Raw genomic sequence first — 21,663 nt, forward strand, 5'->3', positions numbered from 1 at the left:
CCGATGTCCTCGACGCCGAGTGGCTGGCCGAGCTGCTCGAACACGGGCTGCTGCGGGGCAGTTTCGTGCCCCCGCCGGTGATCCGGCAGCTGCGGGACCTGACCCGCTACCGCAAACGACTCATCCAGGACCACACCAGCGAGTGCCAGCGCATCCAGAAGACCCTCGAAGACGCCGGCATCAAGCTCGACTCGGTCGCCTCCGACGTCCTGGGCGTCTCGGGGCGGGCCATGCTCGCCGCCCTGGTCGCCGGTGAACGCGACCCGAACGTGCTCGCCGAGCTGGCCAAGGGCAAGCTCCGCCGCAAGATCCCCGCGCTACGCCAGGCGCTGCGCGGCCGGTTCACCGACCACCACGCCCTGCTGATCGGGCTGTCGCTGGCACACACCGCGCACCTGGAGCGGGCGATCGCCCAACTCGACGACCGGGTCGACACCCTGTTCGCCACCCACACCGGGCCCGACCGGGACAGCGAGCCCGGGGTCCCTTTCGTCCGGGCCCGTGACCGGCTCGACACCATCACCGGGGTCGGGAAACGGGCCGCCGAAACCATCATCGCCGAGATCGGCGTCGACATGACCCGCTTCCCCACCGCCGCGCACCTGGCCTCCTGGGCCGGCCTGGCCCCGGGCAACAACATCACCGGCGGCAAACGCGGCTCGGGCAAAACCACCCACGGCGACGTCTGGCTCACCGACATCCTCGTCCAGTGCGCCTGGGCCGCCGCGCGCACCCGCGACACCTACCTATCGGCCCAGTTCTGGCGGCTGGCCCGCCGGATCGGGAAAAAGAAAGCCGCTATCGCCGTCGCCCACTCCATCCTGGTCATCACCTGGCACCTGCTGGCCGATGACTGCGACTACACCGACCTCGGTGGCGACTACTTCACCCGCCGCAACACCGACCGCCAACGCGACCGCCTCGTCGGCCAACTCCACAACCTCGGCTACCGCGTCACCCTCGACAAGACCGCCTAGCCTTGGCTGCGGTCGATTCTCTTCACAGACTCGTCGACCTCCCACGGGGCGACCCACTCGCCGTCCAGGCGAAGGGACAGATCGGCGTCGTCCTCGATGCGTTTGGCGACGGTGAGCGACGGCGTCGCCGACGGACGTGACCGCGCGCCGGTGGAGAGGAGGCATTCCGCGCGGCGTCGGCGAGGGGGCGTCGAGGGCCTGTCGGGCGCCCCGTCCACGGCGCCGGCGACCGGCGAGTCGACGACACGAACCCCCGCCTGCGCGCGATTCGCGGCCGCAGCCGCGGGCTCATCATGTCCGAGGCGACGTGGGGCGACGACGACTACACGCGCCCGTCAACTCCGCCACGTCGTGCAGTCCGCGGGTGGCTCCCTGCAGCCGGCGATCGAGGTGGAGAACGTGGAGACCGCATTCGAGGTCGCCGCGCTGGGCATCGCCGACGCCGTCACCGCCCGCAGCGTGGTGCGACGCCAGCGGGACAGGCCAGCCGCGCCACTATCCGTCCACGGTTGGGTTGCGGTCCCCTCGGGTAGGCAGGGCCCATGACCGATCCGTCCGTGAACGACACCGGGCACGCCACCGCCGCGGAGCGGGCCGAGACGCGCGCCGAGCCGCTGCCCGAGGAGGCCCGGGTGACGGAGCCGGACGAGGACCGGTACGCCGAGGCCGAGGGGATCCTCGAGGACTCCGAGGAGCGCATCGCCGAGGCCGACGCAGGGCGCGCCCCCGGCGACGCCGCCTACGAGAACCGGCGGTCGGAGGACACGGTCTGAACGTCCCGGCGATTCAGCCCTCGCGGTAGGCGCGGCTGGCGCTGGCCTGGGCCCGCGGCATGAGCGTGATCTGGTCCAGGTTCACGTGGCTCGGCCGGGTCGCCGCGAAGGCGATGACGTCGGCCACGTCCTCGGCCGTGAGCGGGGTCAGGCCGCGGTAGACGTCGTCCGCCTTCTCCTGGTCGCCCTCGAAGCGGACGAGGGAGAACTCGGTCTCCACCATCCCGGGGCAGATCTCGGTGAGCCGGATCGGCTGGCCGAGCAGCTCGCCGCGCAGTGTGCGGTGCAGCATCGCCTGGGCGTGCTTGGCACCGGTGTACCCGGCGCCGTTGTCGTACGGGGCGAGGGCCGCGATCGAGGTGACGGTGATGATGTGCCCGTCGCCGGAGGCGCGCAGCTTCGGCAGCAGGCCCTGGGTGAGCCGCAGGGTGCCGATCACGTTGGCCTCGAACATCCAGCGCCAGTCGTCCTCGTCGGCCTCCGCGACGGGCTCGAGCCCCTTGGCGCCGCCCGCGTTGTTGACCAGCAGCCGGCACTCCGGGACCGCCTCGACGAAGGCGGCGGCCGACTCCTTGTCCGTGACGTCGAGCCGCAGCGCCGTCCCGTCGATCTCCTTCGCGATCTCCTCGAGCCGGTCGACGCGGCGGGCGCCGAGCACGACGTGGAAGCCCGCCCCGGCGAGGGCGCGGGCGGTGGCGGCACCGATGCCGGAGCTGGCCCCGGTGACGACGGCGATGGGACGGTCGGTCATGCCGCGAGCCTAGTTCGCCACGTCGCCCCGGGGCCGCGTGACCGAGCGGGGTCAGTCGTCGAGCCCGCGCTGGGCGAGCCGGGACCCGCGCCGCGCGGCGGCCCGCTGCCAGCGGAAGATGCCGAATCCGAGGGCGCCGAGCACCGCGCCGGTGACGCACGTGGTGAACCAGATGTCGAGCGGCCGCCCGGCCACGAGGTGGGCGACGAACAGGCCCACCGCGCCGAGCACCCAGACCAGCGTCCCGATCGCCGTGACCAGCGTGACGTCGGTGGTGCTGCGGGGCAGCGGCGGCGGGTCGACCACGGGCCGAGCCTAGAGTGTCCGCCCGGCGCGAACACCGCCCTTGGCGAACACGGCGCCGGGCGGCGGTCCGCGCTGCCAGGCTCGGCGGCATGGACGTCGTCGATCTGCGGCCGGACCTGCGGATGCTCGTGGGCACGCCCGGCCAGGCCTACCTCCACCGCCGGGGCGACGAGGTGCTGCTCGTCGACACCGGCCCCGTCGGCAGCGGTCCGGTCATCGCGGCGGCGCTGCGGGACTGGGGCCTGGGGCCGGAGGCGGTCTCGGACGTCGTCCTCACCCACTGGCACGCCGACCACGCAGGCTCCGCGGCCGAGGTCGCGACCTGGCCGAACGCCCGGATCCTCGTGCACGCCGCCGACGCCCCGGTCGTCCGCGGCGAGCGGCCCGGGCCGCCGCCCGTCCTCACACCGGCCGAGGAGGTCCTGCACCGGCAGGTCGCCGGGAACCTGCCCGACGCACCGCCGGCGCGGGTCGACCACGAGCTCGCCGACGGCGAAGTGCTGGCCTCCGGTGCGCGGGTACTGGCCACGCCGGGACACACCGCGGGCAGCCTCGCGCTCGTGCTCGACGACGCCGGCGTCGTCCTCACCGGGGATCTCGCCGCCGAGCACGAGGGCGGGGTGATCCTCGGGCCCTTCAACGTGGACCGCGAGCTCGCCCGCCGGTCCTTCCGCCGGTTCGGCGAGGTCGACGTCGAGCTGGCCTGCTTCGGGCACGGGCGCCCGGTCGCCGGGTCGGTCCTCCGCGCGGCGGCCCTCGCGGCGGAGGTGCCGGACCCGCTCGGCTGACGACCGTTCCCGCTGCTCACCGGCGCGCACCACGAACGGTGTCCGGAAGGGCCACAGGCTGAGCGGACCGCGGTGCGGGCGCTTACCGTGTGCGCCGTGCTCGAGCGTCTGTTCAAGCTCACGGAACGCAAGACGACGTTGTCCCGCGAGATGCGCGGCGGCCTCGTCACGTTCGTGACGATGTCCTACATCATCGTGCTGAACCCGCTGATCCTCGGCAGCGTGGCGCCCGGTGACCCGAGCGCGAAGGCCGACGCGCTCGGGAACATCCTGCCGATCGGGCAGGTGGCGGCCGTGACGGCGCTGGTCGCCGGCGTCATGACCATCCTGTTCGGGCTCGTCGCGAACCTGCCGTTCGCGATCGCGACCGGGCTCGGCATCAACACCCTGCTCGCGGTCACGATCGCGCCGCTGATGACCTGGCCCGAGGCGATGGGCCTCGTCGTGCTCGACGGTGTCGTCATCGTGGTCCTTGCCGTCACCGGCTTCCGGACCGCCGTGTTCAACGCCGTGCCGGCCGCGCTCAAGTCCGCCATCGCCGTCGGCATCGGCGCCTTCATCGCGCTGATCGGGCTGGTCGACGCGGGCTTCGTCCGCCGGCTGCCCGACGCCGCGAACACGACGGTGCCGGTCGGCCTGGGCATCAACGGCTCGATCGCCTCCTGGCCGACCTTCGTGTTCGTGCTCGGCCTGCTGATCACGGGCGTGCTGGTGGTGCGCGGCGTGCGGGCGGGCCTGCTGATCGGCGTCGTCGTCACGACGATCATCGCGATCATCGTGGAGGCGATCGCACACGTCGGGTCGTCGGCCACCAACCCCAAGGGCTGGTCCCTGTCGGTCCCGGCGATCCCGGACAGCGTGGTCGGCTGGCCCGATCTCTCGCTGGTCGGGAACTTCTCCTTCGGCGCCTTCGGGCGGATCGACGTGCTGACCGTCCTCCTGCTGGTCTTCACGCTGGTCCTGGCCAACTTCTTCGACGCCATGGGCACCATGACCGGCCTCGGCCAGCAGGCCGGGCTGGCCGACAGGGACGGGCAGCTGCCGAACATCGGCCGGGCCCTGGTGGTCGAGGGCGCCGGCGCGGTGGCCGGCGGCGTCGGCTCGTCGTCGTCGAACACGGTGTTCGTGGAGTCCGCCTCCGGTATCGCCGAGGGCGCGCGCACCGGACTGGCCAACGTCCTCACCGGCGTGCTGTTCCTCGCGGCGATGTTCTTCACCCCGCTCTACGCGATCGTGCCGGTGGAGGCCGCGGCCCCCGCGCTCGTGATCGTCGGGGCGCTGATGTTCCGGCAGGTCGCGGGCATCGAGCTGACCGAGCTGCGCACCGCGCTGCCCGCGTTCCTGACGATCGTGATCATGCCGTTCACGTACTCGATCGCCAACGGCATCGGGGCCGGCTTCATCAGCTACGTCGTGCTGTCCGCGGCCACGGGCAAGGCGCGCCAGGTGCACCCGCTGATGTGGGTCGTCGCCGTGGCGTTCGTGGGCTACTTCGCCGTCGGCCCGCTGCGTGAACTCTTCGGGTAGTTGTAGTAAACTAACTACATCGTGAGTGCTGTCGCCGAAACCCCGGTCCCCGCAGGTCCCGAGAGAGGTTCGGATTCGGCGCACCCACCGCCGGGCGGCATGTTCGCCTCGCTGCGCGTGCCCAACTACCGGCTCTTCATCTCGGGCCAGGTGGTGTCCAACGTCGGCACCTGGATGCAGCGGATCGCGCAGGACTGGCTGGTTCTCGACCTCACCCACGGCAGCGCCACCGCGCTCGGGATCGCCGCGGCGCTGCAGTTCGCGCCCACGCTCGTGCTCTCGCTGTGGGGCGGGGTGCTGGCCGACCGGGTGGACAAGCGGCTCGTGCTGGTCGGGATCCAGCTGGCGATGGGGCTGTGTGCGGTGGTGCTCGGCACGGTCGTGCTCACCGGCGTCGTCGCGCTCTGGCAGGTCTACCTGCTGTGCCTGCTGCTCGGGTGCTTCTCCGCGCTCGACGCCCCGATGCGGCAGTCCTTCGTGTCCGAGATGGTCGGGCCGGGCCAGGTGGTCAACGCCGTCGCGCTCAACTCGCTGTGCTTCAACCTCGCCCGGATCGTCGGGCCCGCGGTGGCCGGCGTGCTGATCGTCGCGGTCGGCACGGGCTGGGTCTTCCTGATCAACGCCGTCAGCTTCGTCGCGGTGATCACCGGGCTGCTGCTGATGCGGCCGGAGAAGCTCTACCGCACCGAGCGGGTGCCACGGGCGCCGCACCAGCTCCGCGACGGCCTGGCCTACGTGCGCGGGCGGGCCGACCTCATGGCCGTGATGGTGCTGGTCTTCCTGGTCTCGACCTTCGGCATCAACTTCTTCATGACCCTCGCGCTACTGGCCCGCAACGTCTTCGGCCGCGACGCCGAGGGCTACGGCCTGCTCACCACGCTGCTGGCCGTCGGGTCCGTGCTCGGCACCACCGCGGCCGCCCGGCGCACCCGCAAGCCGCGGCTGCGGCTGGTCGCAGGGGCGGGGCTGGTGTTCGGCGCGCTGCTCGTGGTCGCCGGCCTGATGCCGACGTACCTGTCGGCGGGGCTCGCGCTCGTGCCCGTCGGGTTCGCGGCGCTGATCTTCACGACGGCGGCGAACTCGTCCGTGCAGCTCTCGGTCGACCCCACGATGCGCGGCCGCGTGATGGGGCTCTACATGCTGCTCCTGCTGGGCGGGACGCCGTTGGGCGGTCCGCTGCTGGGCCTGCTGGCCGAGCACTTCGGCGGCCGTGCGCCGCTGGTCGTCGGAGGGGTCGTGACCGTACTGTCGGTGGTGGCCGTCGGGCTCGTCCTGGCCCGCCGCTCCGGGTTCCCGGGACTCGTCCGGATCAAGGGGTTGACGGCAGAAGCAAGGTAAGGCTAACCTTCATCTCGTCGCTTCGTGGTGGGAGCGGCGCGTCAGTTCGGGAAGGACCAGGCCCTCCGGCTCCGGCCGGGGGGCCTGGTTCGTTCTCGGGCCCGTCCTACCGGCGCCGGGTGAGCCCGACACCGGCGAGGCAGAGCGCGCCGCCGAGCAGGGCCAGCGCGGGCGGGGCCTCGCCGAGCAGGAGCGCCGAAAGCGCGACCGTGATCGGCGGGACGAGGTAGGTGGTCACGCCGAGGCGGCCGGCGTCCATCCGAGCCAGGGCGTAGGCCCAGGTGCTGAAGGCCAGCGCGGTGGGGACGAGCCCGAGGTACACGAGCCCGGCGGTGGAGCTCCAGGGGGCCGTGGTCAGGTCGCGGCCGAGGGCGCCGGCGAAGGGCAGGCAGCCGGCGGTCCCGATCGCGCAGGCCACGAACGTCACCTGCAGGGCGGGCAACCGGCGCAGCACGGGCTTCTGCGCCAGCACCCCGATCGCGTAGGTCACCGCGGCGACCACGCACAGCACGATGCCGAGCAGGTCCGAGCCGTCGCCGCCGGCAGTCGAGGCGCCGATCACCACCGCCCCGGCGAACGCCACCCCGGCCCCGATCAGCAGCCAGCGCGGGAAGCCCTCGCGCAGCAGTACGCCCGCGAACAGGGCGATGAGGATCGGGCCGATGTTGACCAGCATCGCCGTGGTGCCGGCGTCGACGCGCTGTTCCGCGGCGTTGAGGGCCACGTTGTAGACGGCGAACCAGGCCACGCCGCAGAGCACCAGGAGGGCCCACTCGCGGCCCGTCGGGCGGACCCACCGGCCCCGGAGCAGGAGCAGGGCGCCGAGGGCGAGGGTGCCGACGGCGAGGCGGCCGAGTGCGAGCGCGCCGGGGTCGTAGGCGCGGCCGACGAACCGGATCCCGACGAACGCGCTCGCCCAGGCCAGCACCGTCACGCAGACCGCGGCCAGGGCGCCCCAGCGAGGCCCCGCCGCGGTGGTCGCCGGTGCTGCAGCGGTAGCGGCCGGTTCGGTGGCGGGAAGGTCGGATCCGGTCGCCGGGACGTCCTGGGCGGGCTCGTGCACGGCTCGACGCTATGCCCTCGTTGCGGGCGATCTCGCGCGGATTTCCGTCGTGGGGTTGCGGCGGCAGTGAAGGGTAGGCTAACTTCAGTCACGTCGCTTCGTGGTGGGAGCGGCGCGTCAGTTCGGGAAACGAGCGGGCCCCGGCCGGATCGGCCGGGGCCCACTCGCGTCCGGGGTCTACTCGCGTCCGGGGTCCCGGGATTTCACAGGTCGTACTGGCGGACCCAGTCGACCTCCATCCGGGACTCGCGGACGTCGCCGCCGTGCGGGAACCAGTCCAGCTGGATCGTCAGGTGCATCGGGCCCGGCGGCAGCGTGCCGGTGTCCTCGGTGCGCCACCACTCCTCGCCGTCGACGAAGGCCGCGATGTGGTCCGGCGTCCACTCCACCGCCCAGTTGTGCCACTGCGTGGCGTCGATCTCCACGCTGCCGTGCAGCTGGGAGTTGTCGGAGCCGTAGTGCAGGAACATGTCGGTGTTCTGCCGGTCGGGATCGGACATCTCCATGAAGTCCACCTCGCCGCCCGACGGCCAGTCCTCGGCGTCGGGCCACAGGAGGAGCAGGGCGTGGTAGCTGGGGTCGCTCTCCGGGGCCCGGACGCGGCCCTCCCAACGGCCGTACTTCTGGCCGGGGTTCCAGGCCATGCCGCCGGTGGTGCCGTCCGGTGAGCCGGTGACGATCAGGACGCCGCCCTGCGTCGAGAAGGCGTCGGGGGAGCGGCGGCCGTTGCCGCCGTGGCCCTCGCCGTCGTAGAGGCCCCAGCCGTCGAGGCCGCCGGTGAAGTCGTCCTCGCGGTTCGGGGTGCCCCAGCCGAGGGTCGTGGCGGCGGTGCGGCCTTCGGCGGTGCGGGTCGGTCCGCCCGTCCGCGTGGTTCGGCGGGTGAGATCGCCCGTGCTCCCGGCTCGGCGGGTGAGGTCGCGGGTCTCCCGCTCGGTCCGCAGGGAGGTGGCCGGGCGGCGGGGCGGGGCCGGGATGCGCCGGACCCGCTCGCCCCCGCTGTCCGCGCGTTCGGCGGCGGTCCGGACCACCGGGACGTCGGCCGGCGAGGCGGTCGCGCCCGGCCCGACGAACCCGAGCAGCGCGGCCACACCGGTGGCGAGCAGGCGGGCGAGGTGTGCGGTCAGGTCGGTGGGTGGCACGGCGTCACTCGTCCTCGAGATTCACGGGGCGCTCACTGGGCGAAGCTGACGTGGACGTGGTCGAAGTGGCCGCCGGTGACGTCGCTCGTGTCGTAGACGCTGCTGGTGTACGGCCGGCCCCAGCCGCCGTCGTCGGAGACCGAGGGGTCCCAGTAGCGGCCCTGCCAGATCAGGTAGGCGACGGCGAGCGGTCCGGCGTGCTCGCGCAGGTAGTTCGCGAGCGCCCAGCCCGCGGCGAGGGCGTCGGCGTCGGGGAAGGCGCCGGCGGTGCCGGGGAAGAAGTCGCAGGCCCGGCCCTGCGGGTGGTCGCTGCGCGGGTTCCAGGCGTGGGCGTCCCAGCAGCCGGCCGAGCGGATCACAGGGCCGCCGAGCGGCCCGAACGCCGCGGCCACCGCCGCGACGCCGTGGCGGGTCGCGCCCGTGACGCAGCCGTCGCCGCCGGTCGGGTCGGGTGGGGTGCACGCCGTCGTGCCGCCGGTCCAGGCGCCGGGCTGTGCGGTCGGTACGGCCCGCTCGCGGGCGCCGGACACGGCGTTGCGCAGGGCGTCCGGGCAGGCGGCCGCGCAGCTCCCGGCCGGTGCGGGGTGCCGGAGCAGCGTCGCGACGCCGGTGCGCAGGGCCGAGCAGGTGCGCCGCAGCTCGGTGACCGGGGCGGGCTCGTCCGCGGACCGGGCCGCCACCCGCCGGACGACGCCGGCGCGGGCCGGCGCGAGCTCGGGGCACTGCTCGGCGGTCATGCGCTCGAGGAGCGGCGCGCGGGTGGGGGCAGGGATCACGCGGACCTCACCCGGCTCGGCGGGCTCGGCCGCGGCGTCCCCCGGTGCGGCCGGCGCCGCGACGGCCGCGGCGAGCGCCGCGGTGAGCAGGAGGCGGAGCACGGGATCACGCCCGCCCGCCGACGTCGAGCGGGTCGCCGACGTCGAGGATCCGGATCCCGCGGACGGGGCGGAGGTCGGGGTGGGTGAGGGTTGGCCCCGGTGTCGGGTGGGTGGTCGTGATCGGCGCCGGCGGGGCGGGGGGCGTCGTCGGCGACGGTGTCGTCGGGTGGTGCGGAGCGGGATCGAGCACGTTGGCCGGGGCGGACGACTCGCTCATGGGGACGTGCGGGGTGGGATCGAAGCCGCTGGCCCGGGCGGGTGTGGTGGTGCTCGAAACGTCGGTGGGGGCGGCGTTCAGGGCTGCGACCGGCTCCCGCTGAGGGCGGGGGACGGCGACCGAGGTGAGGGGGCCGTCGGCGCCGACCGGGACGAAGGCGCGGTACGAGGTGAAGCCGGCCTCGGGAGTGTGCCGCGGCTCCGGCGGCGGTGAGGTCGTGACCGGCATCGGCTCATTCCGGAGGATGGTCGCAGTCGGCGGTGTCGTGATCGGCGGTGCTGTAGGCGTCGGCTCCCGCCGGGGTGCGGCGGCGGGCGGGGTGGTGGGCGGTCGAGGCGTCGGGGCGGGGCGGCCGAGGCGGCCCGAGTCCGCGACGGCACGCGCCAGCCGCGTGACGGCGTCGAGGTAGGGCCGCAGCGCCCGCGGGAGCCGGTCACGCGGCGTCCCGAGCAGGCCCGCCGCCTCGCGGTACGGGTCGACGATCCCGCGCCAGCGCCCGACGTGCGGCACCAGCACCACCGCTGCCCAGCCCGGGCCGAGCTCGTCGAGCCGCTCGGGGTGCCGCCGTTCGGCGCCGTCGACGGTCACGGCGAGCACCGGCGGCACCGCCGTCGGGTCGAAGAGATCCGCGATCCGTGCCGCGCGGTCCAGCGACTCGGCGCTGCTGCGGCAGACCACGATGTCGGCCTCGATGCCCGCGCCGGTTCCGCCGTCCTGTCCGTGCAGGGCGAGGGCGAGCGTGGTGGTGCCGACGCCGCCGGACACGCCGGCGACGGACGGTGGGCGGAAGCCGGTCATCGGATCTCCAGGGGAGCGTCGTCGTCGAGGTCGGTGTCGAGGCCGGCGGAGTCGGCGGGGACGGTCACGGACCGGTCGGCAGGCTCGTCGAGCTCCTCCTCGGCGTCGACGACGAGCCGGTCGGCCTCCACCCGCACGGCCACGCCGATCCGCACCCACCGGCCGGGCAGGCCGCGCCAGCCGCGCGCGGCCGGAGCGGGTGCGGCGGCGGGGACGGCGGGCCCGTCGTCGAGGTCGTCCGCGGGACCCGGCCGCCCGCCCGGCACCCGGCGGTACGGGGTGACGCGCACCCGGACGTCGACGAGCACGCGGCCCTCGCCGTCGGGCCGGACGAGCCCGGGCAGGGCGAAGTCGGCGCGCTGCCGCCCGTGCCCGGACCAGCCGAGGTGCACCGGTCTGCGGTCGGCCAGGTAGTCGCCGAGCACGCGGGCACGGCGGTCGGGGTCGTCCTCGTCCCAGGAGAGGTAGTCGGCGGCGAAGGCGGCGGCGAGCGCCGCCGCCTCCGCCGGGTGGGGAACGGGATCGGTGGGCGCGCTGACAGTGCATCCGGGCGCGGACCCGACGGGAGAGGGAAGTGGGTCCGGTGGTGCGGCCGGGTAGGCGGTCCCGGTGGGATCGCCCCACTGACGGATCCGCTCGTCGCGGAACGGGTCGGGCGTCGGCTGCCGGTCCGCCTGGGCGACGGACCACGCCGCAGCGACGGCGGCCGAGCCGGAGTCGGGCCAGGCCCGGTGCCCGTCCGGTTCGGGGGCGGCCGTGATCGGCGGGAAGCCGTGCGGGTCGGTCGGGGGATCGTCGGGCTCCCGATCCCGTGGCGGACCGAGCAGGTCCTCCGCGCGCCGGGAGAGCCGGGCGTGGCTCGTCGCGCTCCCGGGGACGATCTCCCGCGGCACCCCGGCCGGGCGGCCGAACATCCGGAAGGCGGCCACGTCACCGCCTCCCGGACATGCGGAACTGGGACATCGCTCCCTCTCGTGGGCACGCGCTCCCGCCCGCGGAGGGCCGCGGGTGCAGCGAGCGGAGGACCGGTGGCGCCGGATCCCGGCGGCCGGTGGGACGAGAGGAACCCTAGGAACGCGGGCGCCGCGGCGAGGCGGAACGGATCAGGAGTTCACGATCGGGAACGACCACCCCTGACCGGATCGGCTGGAGCTCCCGACTCGCGGTGCCGGAACTCCCGACTCGCGGTGCCGGAACTCCCGACTCGCGGTGCCGGAACTCCCGACTCGCGGTGTCAGAGCTCCCGACTCGCGGGTGCTCACAGCGCGACTCGCGGGAGGGCAGGGGCGACTCGCAGGTGCTCACACCCCGACTCGCGGGCATGGTGCGCGAGTCGAGGTGTCGCTCCCGCGAGTCGGGCTGTGCAGCACCGCGAGTCGGGAGATCCGGGCCCGCGAGTCGGGAGATCCGGGCCCGCGAGTCGCGAGATCCGGGCTCGTGAGTCGGGGTGTCGCCTCCGGCGAGTCGCGGTCGGCGCGGTCAGGCGGGGAGGGCCCAGGTGTGGACGGGCTCGTTGGCCTCCGAGGCCTCGAGGTAGCGCTCCAGCATCCCGGTCAGCGCACCCTGCCGGCTGCTGCCGCGGGCCTCCAGGGCGGCGACCGTGTCGAGCTGCCAGGTGGCGCCGGTCCGGCCCGTCACGCACCGCCGCTCGATGACCGTCAGGTACCGGTCGCGCACCGCCGCGCTGACCCCCCACCGGGCCAGCCCCTCGTGGGCGAGGGGGAGGAGCTTGCGGAGGGCGAGCTCGTCGGGCTTGATCCACCCGGTCCCCGGCCAGTAGAGCGGCGCCTCCATGCCGTGCCGCGCGGCCGTGGTGAAGTTCTCCTCGGCCGCCTCGAACGACATCGACTGCCACAGCGGCTGGTCGGACTCCACGAGCACCCGCAGCAGCCCGTAGAAGAACAGCGCGTTGGCCACCATGTCGACGGCGGTCGGCCCGGCCGGCAGCACGCGGTTCTCCAGCCGGATGTGCGGCTGGCCGTCGGCGACGTCGTAGACCGGCCGGTTCCACCGCCAGACCGTGCCGTTGTGGAGCTTGAGCTCGTCGAGGTCCGGCACGCCGCCGTTGCGCAGCGTGGTCATCGGGTCGGAGTCGCCCGGGAACGGGACGATGCCCGGGAAGTACCGCGCGTTCTCCGCGAACAGGTCGAGCACCGACGAGATCCAGCGCTCGCCGAACCACACCCGGGGCCGGACGCCCTGGTTGCGCAGCTCGACCGTCCGGACGTCGCAGGCCTGCGTGAACAGCGGGATCCGCGTCTCGGCCCACAGTCGCGAGCCCAGCAGGAACGGCGAGTTCGCGCCCAGCCCGAGCTGGACGCCCGCGAGGCACTGCGCCGCGTTCCAGTACGCCGGGAACGAGCTCGGCGAGACCTGCAGGTGCAGCTGCATCGACGTGCAGGCCGCCTCCGGGACGATCGTCTCGAAGTCCTCGGTGAACCGCTCCGGCGCGACGGCGTGCAGCCCGCCCGGGTCGCCGCCCGAGATGTCGACGTGGATCGGCTCGCCCCGCGCCGCCAGCATCTGGTCGTTGAGGACGGCGTAGCGGTCGTCGGCCGAGATCGACTCGGCGACGAGGTGCCGGCGCTCCAGCGTCGGCAGGATCCCGATCATCGCCAGCTGGGACCTGCAGTCCCGCGCCTTGGCCCGGGCGACGGCGAGCTCGTCGAGCAGCTCGTGCTCGAGGTGCCGCCACTGGTCGCCGGGAAGGGGGCGGGGCGGGAGGTTCAGCTCGATGTTCCAGCGGCCCAGCTCCGTCTGGAACTCGGTGCCGCCGATGGCCTCGAGGACGTCCCTGCCGGTCATGGACGGGCTCAGTGAGCCGTCGACCAGGTTCAGCTCGACCTCGATACCGGTCATCGGGTCGTCCTCGGCGAACGGGTGCTCCCGCAGCATCGTCGTCAACGCCTCGAGGCAACGCTGCACCTTGGCTCGATACCGCTGGCGTTCCCGCCGACTGAACCGGGTCCGGTCGACGTCCTGGCCCATGCTCTCCCGATGCCTCCTAGCTGCCGGTCCGCCCGCGGCGGCTCTCCACCGTGTCACATCACCGGAAGCGGCGGTACCGGCTGACCGGGCGACCTCGTGCGACGAACGGCAGGCCACCTGGGATGATCGGTCGCCGTGGCCATCATCACCGCGATCGGCGACCCCACCGACCCCCGGCTCGACGACTACCGCGACCTGACCACCGCCGACCGCCGCCCCGACCGCCCCGGCGGCCGCGGGCTCGTGATCGCCGAGGGCGTGGTCGTCGTCCGACGTCTGATCGAGTCCCCCTATCCCGTCCGCTCCCTGCTCGGGGTACCCCGTCGGATCGAGGAGCTCACCGCCGATCTCGCACATCTCGACGTCCCCGCCTACGCCGCGGACGCCGACACCATGGCCACCACCGTCGGCTTCCACCTGAACCGCGGGGTGCTCGCCGTCGCCGACCGCGCCGCGCCGGTCGACGCCCACGAGCTGGCCCGGACGGCCCGCGTCCTGGCCGTGTGCGAGGGCGTCAACGACCACGAGAACCTCGGCTCGCTGTTCCGCAACGCCGCCGCCCTCGGCGTCGACGGAATCCTGCTCGGCCCGCGCTGCGCCGACCCGCTCTACCGCCGCTCGGTGCGGGTGTCGATGGGCCACGTGCTGCGGGTGCCGTTCGCGCCCCTGCCCGGTCCGTGGCCGGAGTCTCTGGACCTGCTGCGCGAGGCCGGTATGCGGGTCGCAGCCCTGACGCCGGCGCCCGACGCCCTGCCCATCTCGGCGGCCGGTCTGGCGGGGGAGCGGGTGGCGTTGCTGCTGGGCGCCGAGGGACCCGGCCTGACGCCGGAGGCCCTGGCCGCGGCCGACGTCCGGGTGCGGATCCCGATGGCCACGGGCGTCGACTCTCTCAATGTCGCAACGGCTGCCGCGGTGGCCTTCCATGCGGTGGGGGCGTCCGTAGGCTGAGAAGTGTGCACCTCGCTGCGGGGGGTCAGGTGGTGCTCGGTGAGAAGCGGCCGGGCGATGCCGTGCTGCCTCCGGACCTCACCGCCGACCTCCGCCAGTGGGGCGCGGTCGCGGCGAGCATCCGCGGGATCGAGGTGCGGCCCGAGCAGCAGGACATCGTCAGCCGGCGCGGGCGGCAGCTCGCCGGACGGGTGTCCGACGTCCTGGGTCGACCGGTCGAGTACGTCGACCCGCTGACCGGGGGCGTCGACCTGGTGCACGGCCGCACCACCGAACCGATCCCCCTGGTGCCGCCGCACCCCGAGGAACCGACGCCGTGGGCGACCGGGCTCGTGGTCGCGGCGTTCTTCGCGGTGCTCGCGGCGATCGGCGACATCACGCTCAGCCGGGCCTTCGGCGAGGCGTTCGGGCTGCTCTGGATCCCGGCGAACGTGCTGGTCGTCGGTGGTCTCGCACCCTCGCTCTGGCTGATCCGCCGGCTGCCCTTCTGGCGTTGGATCGGGCTCGGCACCGCCGTGGGGCTCGGGGTGGCGTGGGTGGTGCTGCTGCTCGGCCAGTTCCTCTGAGTCGGAGCGATCGACGTCGGGGGCCCGCCGGGTGCGGCTCGCGGGCTCGCCGGCCTCGCGGCGGCGGTTCGCGGGTGGCGCGGCCGGGCAGGGCGGTTCGCACATCCGCTCGCGGCGTGGCACACCACTTGTGGGGCGCTCGCACACCTGCGGATGGTGTCGTACAGGTCGTCGACCGGGTGTGCGGCGCATGACCGGGTGTGCCGGCCGGCAGCGGATGCTGCAGAAGACGGCCGCCGCTGGGCGGGGCACCTCAGCTCGGAGGTTGACGCTGCGACAGTTCGCCTCGGCGATCTTCCGGCACACCAGAAGCGGCGTCCCGCACCCGGTCGACGACCTGTGCGGCGCCCTCCGCGGGTGCGCGAGGGCGCCTCAGCGGGTGTGCCGCCGGCAGAGCGAACTCAGCGGCCGCGGACTCCCAGCAGCACCTCGTCCCACGACGGCATGACCGGCTTGCCCTTCTTGGTGCGCTTGGCGGGGGCGGGCTGGTCACCGGCGGGTCGCGCGTCGCCGGTCGGTGCCGCGGCGCTCTCGGCCTCGGTCGGGGCCGCGTCGGAGACCTTCTCCGCGGCCGCACCGGCGGGCTTGGCGGGCGTCGTCTTCGCTGCGGCCCCGCTCCGGGTCCGCTCCGTCCGCGCCGGCGTGCGCGCGTTCTTGCTCGCGGTGTCCCTCCCCGCTGCCTCCGCCGCGTCCGTCGAGCCGCCGCTCGACCCCGCCGCCTCAACCGCGTCCTCCGACCCGCCGTCCTCCGACCCGCCGTCCTTCGACCCGCCGTCCGTCGACTCGGCGATCTTGGGGTCGGCGGTCTCGGGCTCGGCGATCTTCTCCGGGGCGTCGTTCGTCGCTGCCTCGTCCTTCGGCTCGATGTCGCGCGGAGCCGACCCTTCCGGCACCGCGGCGGGCCGGTCGACCTCCGTCTTCTCCGCGGCCGGCGTCGCGACCTCGGCGACCGCGGGTGCCTCGTCCTGCACGGCCTCCACCGGCTCCGATCCACCGCCGACCGGAGCCGAACCCGAGCCCGAGATCGAGGCCGCAGGAACCGGGGCCGGACCCGAGGCCGCAGCCTCCCGGCCCGGGACCTCGTGGCCGTTCACCCGCTCGGCACCGTCCCGACCCGCCGAGGAGTCGATCCCCGAGCGCCCGACGTCGGACGTCCGCGTGTCCGTGGCCCGCGTGTCCGTGCTGCGCGCGGCGGGATGCGTCGGCGGACCGGCCAGCTCCGAGCTCACCTCGGTCCGCGTGGCGCCGCGCACCGGCTCCCGCCGGCCCGGCAGGGACCCGCGACGCTGTTCCGGCGCGATGCGGCGGGCGTCCCCGTTGACCGCGGCGGGCACGACCTCCTCGGCCGCCACCTCCGCGGCGGCGTCGTCCGGCCGCGCCATGTCGATCACCGGGCCGACGGGGCGCAGCGGCTGCTGCGGGCGGCCCTCGACGAGGTCGCGCGCGTGGTCGTCGAGCGCGGTGACCGTGCCGCCGTGGGCGCCCGGCTGGAACACCCAGTGCGCCCGGATGTCCGAGCGCCCGGACCGCCAGCCGAGGGCGACGACCCACTTGCCGTCCTCGCCCTTCCAGCTGTCCCAGTCCGCGCCCGGGTCCTGCCCGCGCAGCCCGAAGGTGTGCGCGACGGTCTCGGCGAGGGTCCGGACGTCCGGCCCGTCGTCCCGGACGGGGTGCGCGGCCTGCGCGAGCTCCGCCGTCCGGGTGCGTTCGAGGAGGACCGGATAGGCGAAGCGCTCGATCTTCTGGACGGGCACCCCGGCGGCCGAGGCGACCTGTTCCACGGACGCCCCGGCCCGGATCCGGGCTTGGATCTCGCGTGGTCGCAACTGGCTCTCCAACTCGATCGCGATCTGTCCGAGCCGGGTCAGGTCCCCCCTCGCGGCGGCTCTGAGCTGCTCGTCGGCGGGCACGGTGAACCGTTCGCGGCGCGCCGAGTCCTCGAGGACCACCGAACCGTCCTCGGTGATCCCGACGACCCGCAACGACCGCATATCCGCCGGCCTCCTCGCTCGCTCTGACCCCGTCCGGGTGACGGTAGTTGCCGAATCGTGTCCGACGAGTGAGGCGCGCCGGTGGGTCCTTCCGGCCCTCGACGTGGCCTTCTGGTCCGCACCGGCGACCGCTCCCGCCGGTGAACACTCCGCACGGTCGCACGTCGTGCCAAGATCGGTAAAGCTGAGGCGCATGTTACTGGTGTGACTACGTTCCGTCACCCCACCTGTGCGAAACGGCCGGGTCGCGCGAGGCGACCCGGCCGTTCGGGAAAGGTCCGGCTACACCGGAGGCACTCAGTCCAGGCGCTCGACGACCCAGTCGATGCAGGCGGTCAGCGCGGCGACGTCGGCGGGCTCGACGGCCGGGAACATGCCGATCCGCAACTGGTTGCGGCCCAGCTTGCGGTACGGCTCGGTGTCGACGATCCCGTTGGCGCGCAGGATCTTCGCGACGGCCGCGGCGTCGACCGAGTCGGCGAAGTCGACCGTGCCGACGACCTGGGACCGGTGCGCCGGGTCGGTCACGAACGGCGTGGTGTACTCCGTCTTCTCGGCCCAGGAGTAGAGCCGGGTCGAGGAGTCCTTGGTGCGCGCCACGCAGGCGTCGAGCCCGCCGAGGCCGAGCATCCAGTCGATCTGGTCCGCGAGCATGATCAGCGTCGCGACGGCCGGGGTGTTGTAGGTCTGGTCCTTGACCGAGTTGTCGACGGCGGTGGCCAGCGACAGGAACGGCGGGATCCAGCGGTCCCCGGCGGCCAGCTCGGCGACCCGGCCGAGCGCGGCGGGCGAGAGCAGCGCGATCCAGAGCCCGCCGTCCGAGGCGAAGCCCTTCTGCGGGGCGAAGTAGTAGGCGTCCGCCTGGGTGATGTCCACGGGCAGGCCGCCGGCCCCCGAGGTCGCGTCGATCACCACGAGCTGGCCGTCGATCGAGGACTCCGGCCGCACCACCGGCACCGCGACGCCGGTGGAGGTCTCGTTGTGGGCCCAGGCCAGGACGTCGCACGACGCGTCGGCGGTCGGCTCGGGCGCGCTGCCCGGCTCGGCGGACACGATCACCGGGTCGGCGAGGAACGGCGCGCCCTTGGTGGTGTCGGCGAACTTCGACGAGAACTCGCCGTAGGTCAGGTGCAGCGACCGCTCCCGGACCAGGCCGAACGCGGCGGCGTCCCAGAAGGCGGTGGAGCCGCCGTCGCCGAGCACGACCTCGTAGCCCTCGGGCAGCGAGAACAGCTCGCGCAGGCCGGCGCGCACCCGCCCGACCAGGGACTTCACCGGCTTCTGTCGGTGGGAGGTGCCCATCACGTCCGCGGCGTCCGCGAGCGCCCGGAGCTGCTCGGGGCGGACCTTGGACGGTCCGCAGCCGAACCGCCCGTCGCCCGGGAGGAGGTCGGCGGGGATCTGCAGGTCGGTGCTGGTCGACGCGGTCACGTACCCCAGTGTCGCAAGCCACGGAAGGGGAGGGGGTGGCGGGCCCGCCCCTGTACGGAAGGTGGCCGGGTCCGCTCCCGCCACGTGGGTGAGCCGATTTCACTGAGGCGGCGCAGTGCCACCGCCGTCCGAGCGAATCACCCCGGTGTCCCGCTCGGGAGTGCAACGTTCCCTCCTGATCGATCGAGATACCGGTCTGGACACGGGACGGAGGACCGAGATGGAGATCGACTGCGCGCTCGCCGCCGGGGTGGCGACGCCCGAGCAGGTCGCGCTGGCCGAGGAGCTCGGCTACGCCCGCGCGTGGTGCCACGAGGCGCCGCGCAGCTACCCCGACGCGGGGATGGCCCTCGCCGTCGCCGCCGAGCGGACCTCGCGGATCCGCATCGGCCTGGCGGTCGGCGGGCACTGGCGGCGCGCGGCGGCCGACGCCGGCGCCCTCGCCGACCTGGCCGCGCGGGCCCGCGCCCGGGCCGAGCTCGTCGTCGGGCTGCCCGGAGGCACCGCCGCCGACCCGGAGGCGCACGCGAGCGCGGTCCGGGAGGTGCTCCGCCGCGAGCACGGTGTGGACGGGGTCCCGGCGTGGGTGGGCCGGCCGGGCGCGACCGAGTACCTGCCGCTGGCGTTCGGCGTGCGCTCGCCGCGCGGGGCCGCCCTGCGCACGGTCGTCGAGGTGACGCCGGGTGCGGACCTGCACCGCGTCGTCGCGCGGCTGCGGCCGGCCGGCCTGCTGCTGCGCCCCACGGGTGCCGACGTCGGCCGCGAGCTCGCCGAGTTCGCCGAGGCCGTCCGCGCGCTCGAGCTGGCCGGGGTCGCCTGACCGCCGCTCAGGCCCCGGCCGGCGCCCGGTACATCCGCCGGTAGGCCAGCGGCGACATCCCGATCGCACTGTGCAGGTGCTGGCGCAGCGACACCGTGGTGCCGAACCCGCAGCGCTCGGCGACCCGCTCGACCGGCAGGTCCGTGGTCTCCAGCAGCCGCCGCGCCCGGTGCACCCGCTGCGTGGTGAGCCACCGGCCGGGGCTCTCCCCGGTCTCGGCGCGGAACCGGCGGGTGAAGGTCCGCACGCTCATCGCCGCCCGCTCGGCCAGCTCGTCGAGCCCGATGGGGGCGTCGAGGTGGTCGAGCGCCCAGGCCCGCACGGCGGCGGTGCCCGCGCCCGAGACCTCCGGCACGGGCGCCTCGACGAACTGCGACTGCCCGCCCTCCCGCCACGGGGCGACGACGGCCCGGCGCGCCACCGTGGCCGCCACCTCGGCCCCGTGGTCGCGCCGGACGACGTGCAGGCACAGGTCGATCCCGGCGGCGTTGCCCGCTGAGGTGAGGACGTCGCCGTCGTCGACGAACAGGACGTCCGGGTCCAGCGCCACCTGCGGGTAGAGCCGGCGGAATCGGTTCGTCCACCGCCAGTGGGTGGTCGCGGGGCGGCCGTCGAGCAGACCCGCGGCGGCGAGCACGAAGGTGCCGGTGCAGATCGACATCACCCGGTCCGCGCCGCGCAGCACCCGCGCGACCCGCGGGTCGACCGTGCCGTCGGTCGTCCAGGTCCCCTCGAGGTGCCCGGGGACGACGAGCGTGTCGGCCTCGTCGAGGATCTCCGGCCCGTGCTCGGGCAGCACGGAGTAGCCCGCCGAGGTCCGGACCGGCCCGCCGTCGAGCGTGGTGACCCGGACGTCGTACAGCGGCCGGTCGCCCGTCCCGACCGCACCGCCCAGGAGCTTGTGCGGCAGCCCGAGCTCGAACGCGATGACGGTCGGCATGGCCAGGACCACGACGCGGTGCATGGCCGGATTCTTTCACAGAGTGGCCGTTCGGCCACTTCCGTCCGCGTCGCGCATCGGCGACGCTGCATTCCGTGAGCGAACTCAGCACTCCCGTGCGCCGCCGGCGCGTCCACCCCGCGTGGTGGGCGGCCGCGGCGACCTTCCTGGCGATCATCGGCGCGGCCGGCTTCCGGTCGACGCCCGGTGTGATGGTCGAGCCGCTGCACGCCGAGTTCGGCTGGTCCATCGGGGAGATCTCGGTGGCGCTGTCGGTGAACCTCGCGCTCTTCGGCCTCACCGCCCCCTTCGCGGCGGCGCTGATGGAGCGCTTCGGGGTGCGGCAGGTGGTGGCGGTCGCGCTGGCGATGGTGGCGGTGGGCGCGGGCCTCACCGTGTTCATGACGGCCTCGTGGCAGCTCGTGCTGCTGTGGGGCGTGATCGTCGGGTTGGGAACCGGCTCGATGGCGATGGCCCTGGTGGCGACCGTGGTCGGGCGCTGGTTCGTGGCCCGCCGCGGCCTGGTGACGGGGATCCTCACCGCGGCCAACGCCACCGGGCAGCTGATCTTCCTGCCGGTGATCGCGCACGTCGTGGAGAGCTCCGGCTGGCGCACCGCGTCGCTCACGGTGGCGGCCGCGGCGCTGGTCGTGGTGCCGGTCGTGCTGCTGCTCCTGCGCAACCGCCCGTCGGACGTCGGCGCGCTGCCCTACGGCGGCACCGAGGCCGACGTCGTCGAGCCGATCCGGTCCGGGGCCGCCCGGCTGGCCGTCGGGACGCTGGTCCGGGTCGCGCGGGTGCGCACCTTCTGGCTGCTCGTGGCCGGGTTCTTCGTCTGCGGCGCCACCACGAACGGCCTGATCCAGACGCACTTCGTGCCCGCCGCCCACGACCACGGCATGCCGGCGACGACGGCCGCGAGCCTGCTCGCCCTGGTCGGGATCTTCGACGTGGCCGGGACCGTGCTCTCCGGCTGGCTCACGGACCGTTTCGACCCGCGGATCCTGCTGGGCGCCTACTACGTGCTGCGCGGGGTGTCGCTGGCGCTGCTCGTGCCCCTGTTCGGGGCCGACCTCGACGCCAGCATCTTCGCGTTCGTGATCTTCTACGGCCTGGACTGGGTCGCGACGGTCCCGCCGACGATGGCGCTGTGCCGCGAGTGGTTCGGCTCGACGGCGCCGATCGTGTTCGGCTGGGTCTTCGCGAGCCACCAGCTCGGTGCGGCTGCCGCGGCGCTGGCCGCCGGGCTCGTCCGGGACGCCCTCGGCAGCTACGACGCCGCCTGGTACGGGGGCGCGATCCTGTGCGTGCTGGCCGCGATCGCCTCCCTGGCGATCCGCCGCCTCCGCGCCCCGGCACCGGTCCCCGAGCTCGCCTGACCTCGTGAGTGGCGATAGTCGCCAGAGCGACTATCGCCACTCACA

20 protein-coding genes are annotated in these 21,663 nt (G+C 74.3%); 9 read left to right on the forward strand and 11 right to left on the reverse strand.

The window, feature by feature from the left end; genetic code table 11:
* Together PKE99_RS32890 and PKE99_RS32895 are read left to right on the forward strand one after the other, a co-directional pair.
* On the forward strand, nt 1-977 hold a 977-nt coding region (locus PKE99_RS32890; protein WP_271214956.1), incomplete at its 5' end, for an IS110 family RNA-guided transposase.
* 542 nt (nt 978-1,519) lie between these two features.
* Nucleotides 1,520-1,750: a hypothetical protein gene (locus PKE99_RS32895; RefSeq protein ID WP_037052617.1), complete on the forward strand. Its 231-nt coding sequence runs from the start codon at nt 1,520-1,522 to the stop codon at nt 1,748-1,750.
* Nucleotides 1,751-1,763: 13 nt separating this feature from the next.
* On the opposite strand, the gene PKE99_RS32900 is transcribed toward PKE99_RS32895, so the two are convergent.
* Nucleotides 1,764-2,501, reverse strand: a complete 738-nt coding sequence (locus tag PKE99_RS32900) for an SDR family NAD(P)-dependent oxidoreductase (RefSeq protein WP_037052620.1) — start codon at nt 2,499-2,501, stop codon at nt 1,764-1,766.
* A gap of 51 nt (nt 2,502-2,552) precedes the next feature.
* Nucleotides 2,553-2,807, reverse strand: a complete 255-nt coding sequence (locus tag PKE99_RS32905) for a DUF2530 domain-containing protein (RefSeq protein ID WP_063739876.1) — start codon at nt 2,805-2,807, stop codon at nt 2,553-2,555.
* An 89-nt stretch (nt 2,808-2,896) separates the two neighbouring features.
* Between PKE99_RS32905 and PKE99_RS32910 the strand changes: the two genes are divergently transcribed.
* The 3 genes from PKE99_RS32910 to PKE99_RS32920 all read left to right on the forward strand — a co-directional run bounded on the left by PKE99_RS32910 (nt 2,897) and on the right by PKE99_RS32920 (nt 6,460).
* Nucleotides 2,897-3,595: an MBL fold metallo-hydrolase gene (locus PKE99_RS32910; RefSeq protein ID WP_037052622.1), complete on the forward strand. Its 699-nt coding sequence runs from the start codon at nt 2,897-2,899 to the stop codon at nt 3,593-3,595.
* A 150-nt stretch (nt 3,596-3,745) separates the two neighbouring features.
* A complete protein-coding gene (locus tag PKE99_RS32915) occupies nt 3,746-5,122 on the forward strand; it encodes an NCS2 family permease (RefSeq protein WP_197040856.1) in 1,377 nt (458 codons plus the stop codon).
* Nucleotides 5,123-5,221: 99 nt separating this feature from the next.
* On the forward strand, nt 5,222-6,460 hold the full coding sequence (locus tag PKE99_RS32920) for an MFS transporter (RefSeq protein ID WP_081924676.1): 1,239 nt from the start codon (nt 5,222-5,224) through the stop codon (nt 6,458-6,460).
* A gap of 106 nt (nt 6,461-6,566) precedes the next feature.
* On the opposite strand, the gene PKE99_RS32925 is transcribed toward PKE99_RS32920, so the two are convergent.
* The 6 genes from PKE99_RS32925 to PKE99_RS32950 all read right to left on the reverse strand — a co-directional run bounded on the left by PKE99_RS32925 (nt 6,567) and on the right by PKE99_RS32950 (nt 13,543).
* The gene (locus tag PKE99_RS32925) at nt 6,567-7,523 is read right to left on the reverse strand and encodes a DMT family transporter (RefSeq protein WP_081924677.1); all 957 of its coding nucleotides are present in this window, start codon (nt 7,521-7,523) and stop codon (nt 6,567-6,569) included.
* Nucleotides 7,524-7,726: 203 nt separating this feature from the next.
* Complete coding sequence (locus tag PKE99_RS32930; protein WP_051738182.1) at nt 7,727-8,662, reverse strand: glycoside hydrolase family 16 protein; 936 nt, start codon at nt 8,660-8,662, stop codon at nt 7,727-7,729.
* 32 nt (nt 8,663-8,694) lie between these two features.
* On the reverse strand, nt 8,695-9,540 hold the full coding sequence (locus PKE99_RS32935; RefSeq protein ID WP_037052626.1) for a VldE C-terminal domain-containing protein: 846 nt from the start codon (nt 9,538-9,540) through the stop codon (nt 8,695-8,697).
* Nucleotides 9,541-9,544: 4 nt separating this feature from the next.
* Entirely contained in the window at nt 9,545-10,555 is a 1,011-nt protein-coding gene (locus tag PKE99_RS32940; protein WP_037052627.1) for a hypothetical protein, read from the reverse strand.
* Nucleotides 10,552-11,484: a hypothetical protein gene (locus PKE99_RS32945; RefSeq protein WP_037052629.1), complete on the reverse strand. Its 933-nt coding sequence runs from the start codon at nt 11,482-11,484 to the stop codon at nt 10,552-10,554. The genes PKE99_RS32940 and PKE99_RS32945 overlap by 4 nt, the downstream gene beginning before the upstream one ends.
* 550 nt (nt 11,485-12,034) lie before the next feature.
* The gene (locus PKE99_RS32950; RefSeq protein ID WP_037052630.1) at nt 12,035-13,543 is read right to left on the reverse strand and encodes a glutamate-cysteine ligase family protein; all 1,509 of its coding nucleotides are present in this window, start codon (nt 13,541-13,543) and stop codon (nt 12,035-12,037) included.
* Between the two features lie 135 nt (nt 13,544-13,678).
* Between PKE99_RS32950 and PKE99_RS32955 the strand changes: the two genes are divergently transcribed.
* Both PKE99_RS32955 and PKE99_RS32960 read left to right on the forward strand, forming a co-directional pair.
* Entirely contained in the window at nt 13,679-14,491 is an 813-nt protein-coding gene (locus tag PKE99_RS32955; protein WP_037052632.1) for a TrmH family RNA methyltransferase, read from the forward strand.
* Between the two features lie 5 nt (nt 14,492-14,496).
* Nucleotides 14,497-15,057 (forward strand): DUF2537 domain-containing protein, encoded by a 561-nt coding sequence (locus tag PKE99_RS32960; RefSeq protein ID WP_197040853.1) that lies wholly within the window; start codon nt 14,497-14,499, stop codon nt 15,055-15,057.
* 401 nt (nt 15,058-15,458) lie between these two features.
* On the opposite strand, the gene sepH is transcribed toward PKE99_RS32960, so the two are convergent.
* Together sepH and serC are read right to left on the reverse strand one after the other, a co-directional pair.
* Entirely contained in the window at nt 15,459-17,048 is a 1,590-nt protein-coding gene (sepH, locus tag PKE99_RS32965; protein ID WP_081924680.1) for a septation protein SepH, read from the reverse strand.
* A gap of 297 nt (nt 17,049-17,345) precedes the next feature.
* Nucleotides 17,346-18,479 carry a phosphoserine transaminase gene (gene serC, locus PKE99_RS32970; RefSeq protein WP_037052634.1) on the reverse strand — a complete coding sequence of 378 codons (1,134 nt, stop codon included), beginning with the start codon at nt 18,477-18,479 and terminating at the stop codon, nt 17,346-17,348.
* A gap of 220 nt (nt 18,480-18,699) precedes the next feature.
* Between serC and PKE99_RS32975 the strand changes: the two genes are divergently transcribed.
* Complete coding sequence (locus tag PKE99_RS32975; protein ID WP_271214957.1) at nt 18,700-19,299, forward strand: LLM class flavin-dependent oxidoreductase; 600 nt, start codon at nt 18,700-18,702, stop codon at nt 19,297-19,299.
* Between the two features lie 7 nt (nt 19,300-19,306).
* Here PKE99_RS32975 and PKE99_RS32980 read toward each other — a convergent pair whose 3' ends face one another.
* Nucleotides 19,307-20,263, reverse strand: a complete 957-nt coding sequence (locus PKE99_RS32980) for a GlxA family transcriptional regulator (RefSeq protein WP_037052637.1) — start codon at nt 20,261-20,263, stop codon at nt 19,307-19,309.
* A gap of 71 nt (nt 20,264-20,334) precedes the next feature.
* On the opposite strand from PKE99_RS32980, the gene PKE99_RS32985 reads away from it, so the two are divergent.
* Complete coding sequence (locus PKE99_RS32985) at nt 20,335-21,618, forward strand: MFS transporter (RefSeq protein ID WP_197040854.1); 1,284 nt, start codon at nt 20,335-20,337, stop codon at nt 21,616-21,618.
* Nucleotides 21,619-21,663: the final 45 nt, after the last annotated feature.

Source organism: Pseudonocardia halophobica, from assembly GCF_027922425.1.
In the GTDB taxonomy this organism is placed as follows: Bacteria; Actinomycetota; Actinomycetes; order Mycobacteriales; family Pseudonocardiaceae; genus Pseudonocardia; species Pseudonocardia halophobica.